At 33.9% G+C, this 3,863-nt stretch carries 3 protein-coding genes; all 3 read left to right on the plus strand.

The genetic code is table 11. From position 1 onward, the window contains the following. The coding region (locus AC2LE6_RS07975; protein WP_484478736.1) for a glycoside hydrolase family 3 protein at positions 1-1,745 on the plus strand (1,745 nt) is incomplete at its 5' end. A gap of 129 nt (positions 1,746-1,874) precedes the next feature. Beyond that, entirely contained in the window at positions 1,875-2,240 is a 366-nt protein-coding gene (locus AC2LE6_RS07980) for a hypothetical protein (protein ID WP_484478737.1), read from the plus strand. 212 nt (positions 2,241-2,452) lie between these two features. After that, positions 2,453-3,835 (plus strand): oxaloacetate decarboxylase subunit alpha, encoded by a 1,383-nt coding sequence (locus AC2LE6_RS07985; RefSeq protein WP_484478738.1) that lies wholly within the window; start codon positions 2,453-2,455, stop codon positions 3,833-3,835. Positions 3,836-3,863: the final 28 nt, after the last annotated feature.

Consider the following 3,863-nt stretch of genomic DNA (forward strand, 5'->3'; position numbering starts at 1 on the left):
TGGATTCATTTGTTGAGAATTTAATTGATACAATGACAGTAGAAGAAAAAATCGGACAAATGTTACAAGGGGAACGTTCAAGTGTATCTGTTGATGATATTAAGAACTATAACCTTGGATCTGTACTAAACGGTGGAGGTTCAATCCCTGGGGATGACATCGCTGATTGGTATAGAATGTATTTATTATATCAACACGGTGCTGAAGATAGCTCTTCAGGAATTCCAATCATATTTGGGACAGACGCTGTACACGGAAATAATAACTTATTAAACGCAACACTATTCCCACATAATATCGGATTAGGTGCAGCAAACGATGCTGATCTTATGAGAAGAATTGGTGAAGTAACAGCAATAGAAACAAGATTAACAGGTATTTCATGGACATTTGCTCCTGCTGTTAGCATCGCTCAAGATGCTAGATGGGGTAGAACATATGAAAGTTTATCAGAGAATACTGATTTAGTTTCAGGATTAGTAGGATCTTATATTGATGGACTACAAGCAGCGGGACTTAGTGCTTGCGCAAAACACTTTATTGGTGATGGTGGAACTCAATATGGGAATGATCAAGGTAACGTAGTCATATCTGATCAAGAAATCAGAGATTTACATTTACCTCCATACCAAGAAGCAATAGATGCAGATGTTGATACCATCATGATTTCATACTCTTCAATAAGAGGAATGAAAATGCATGGTAATGAATACTGGATTCAAACAATACTAAAAGATGAAATGGGATTTGAAGGATTCATCATATCAGATTATGATGCAATCCATCAATTACCAGGTTCTCACTATAATCAAGTTATAGATTCAATTAATGCTGGTGTTGACATGTTAATGGAACCTCATGACTGGAGACAAGCTTATGACGATTTATTAGCTGGGTATAACAATGGTGATTTAACTATGGAACGTATCGATGATGCCGTTCGTAGAATATTAACTGTAAAATACAAACGTGGTTTATTCACAGACGATATTTTCAGATATCAACCAGAATTACTAGCAACAGAAGATCATTTAGCTATTGCTAGAGAAGCTGTTAGAAAATCACTTGTATTACTTCAAAATGATAATGATTCATTACCTTTAAATAAAAGTGAAAAAATCGCAATCATTGGACCAGGGGCAGACGACATTGGATTACTACTAGGTGGTTGGTCTCTAGGATGGCAAGGTGCAGTTGATCCTGATAATTCATCATCAGCTGGATTCGGACAATATAGAAAAGACGCAAGAGTAACTTCTATTTATGATGGGTTCACAGAAGCATTACTTGGTGAAACAGGTACATTAGTGACTGATATTAATGATGCAGATACAGTAATCGTAGTACTTGCTGAATCACCGTACGCTGAATATCATGGTGATGATGGTAATCTATCAGTAATTAATGGAAACAACGCTCATCCAGGAAATGCTGCAGCTATACAACAAGCACAAGCTGCAAAAGCACAAGGTAAAAACGTAGTTGGTATATTATTATCAGGTCGTCCTTTATTAATCGACGACATCCTAATTCACTTTGATTCATTTGTAGCTGCTTGGTTACCAGGTAGTGAAGGTGGAAATGGTATTGCTGATGTATTACTTGGAGACTTTGATTTTACAGGTAAAACTCCATTCGTATGGTACATGGATTCATCTCAATTTGGAACAAACTCAAATGATCCAGATTATGATCCTAATGATTATTTATTCCCATACGGATTTGGATTAACATATACAGACTAAACGTATCATCAATAAAAGTGGATTACATTCGTGATCCACTTTTTAATTGCGAATAGAAATATTACATATCACATTAATACAATTGTTTAACATGAAATGATACAATGAGTATATAAGAGAGGTAAAATTATGGAAATAACAAACGAAAGATTAATATTTATAGTTTTCTGGATAGTGCTAATGCTTATATATTTACTTGGTGATGTTCTAAGAATATTCGCAGGAGATTTTGTGGGTGGAGAAATTGATGGAACACCAGTATCACAATCAATGTGGTTTATGGTCGCAGTGATAATGCTTATACCTATATTGATGGTGGTCTTAAATATGTTAGTACCAGTACCTGTAATGAAATGGATAAATATATCAGTAGCGATAGGGTTCTTCTTATTTAATCTCGCTGGAATCGCTGGGTACAAACCATATGATCAATTTTTACTAGGAGTTAGTTTTATTGTTAATTTTTTGATAGTATATTATGCGTGGATGCTATGACAAATTGAGAAATTGATACATCAATAGATTTAAGATTTAACATAAATTAAGAAAACCGATTAGGTCTTCTTTTTTCTTTATAACCAAATTACTTATTACAAAATAATAAAGAAAATAATGAAAGTAAAAATTGATGTAAAATACCTTGATTTTCAAAGTGTAAGTGTTACAATAAAAATTGGTTTGAAAATCAATCTATATAGGAGTTTACTATGGTAAAAATTACAGAAACAGCTCTTCGAGATGGTCATCAATCTTTGATGGCGACTCGTCTTAAGACAAAGGAAATTTTAGACATTGTAGAAACAATGGATCAAGTAGGGTATCACGCACTTGAAGTATGGGGTGGGGCAACATTTGATTCTTGCTTACGCTTTTTAAATGAGGATCCATGGGAACGACTTAGAGAGATAAGAAAACGTGTAAAAAACACAAAATTGCAAATGCTGTTAAGAGGTCAAAACTTATTAGGATATAAACATTATCCCGATGATGTTGTAGAATTGTTCATTAAGAAGTCAATAGAAAATGGAATTGACATCATACGTATTTTTGATGCGCTGAACGATGTAAGAAACTTAAAAACGTCAATTGATGCTACCAAGAAATATGGTGGGCATTGTCAAGTTGCCATTTCATATACAACAAGTGATGTTCATACAATAGACTATTATGTGGACCTTGCAATTGAAATGACCAATATGGGCGCAGATTCAATATGTATCAAGGACATGGCAGGTGTATTATTGCCAATGACAGCATATGAATTAGTCACGAAACTGAAACATAATATTGACATACCAATAGAACTCCATACTCATCAAACCAGTGGTACAGGATCAATGTGTTATTTAAAAGCTATTGAAGCTGGAGTTGACATAATTGATACAGCCATTAGTCCACTATCTGGTGGAACTAGTCAACCAGCAACTGAGTCATTTGTTTATTCACTTGATCATTCAAAATACAAAACAAACATCAATATTGATGCACTAAATAAAGTAACTGAATACTTCATAAATATTCGTAATAAATATGTTGATGAAGGGGTCTTAAACCCAAAAGCATTAATGACAAATCCTGATATCTTAAAGTATCAAGTTCCAGGCGGAATGCTTTCAAACTTAATGACACAAATGGAAGAACAAGGTGCCTTCCATTTATATGAAGAAGTACTGAAAGAAGTACCAAGAGTCCGTATGGATTTAGGATATCCACCACTTGTGACACCAATCTCACAAATGGTAGGTACACAAGCAGTAATGAATGTAATGACAAAAGAAAGATATAAAGTAATTCCCTCTGAGATAAAAGACTATGTTAAAGGACTTTATGGGAAAGCTCCAATAGACATATGTGTTCAAATAAAACAAATCATTATTGGTGATGAAGATGTTATCACACATCGTCCTGCAGACGACTTAGATGATCTACTTCCAATATTACGAGAGAAATATAAAAACCTTGTTGAAACTGATGAAGACTTACTATCATGTGCTTTATTCCCGAAAACTGCAGTTCCTTTTATTAAAAGCAGAACGATTACTTCATCAAATGAACCAGAAATTATAGAAATCAATCTTTACACAGAATAGGTGATAATATGAATATAACTTTTCCAGA

Source organism: Candidatus Izemoplasma sp. (genome assembly GCF_982632705.1).

Excerpts from the sequence above, each read along its gene's own strand:
- AC2LE6_RS07980 (WP_484478737.1), top strand. The coding sequence starts at position 1,875 with ATGGAAATAACAAACGAAAGATTAATATTTATAGTTTTCTGGATAGTG.
- AC2LE6_RS07985 (WP_484478738.1), top strand. The coding sequence starts at position 2,453 with ATGGTAAAAATTACAGAAACAGCTCTTCGAGATGGTCATCAATCTTTG.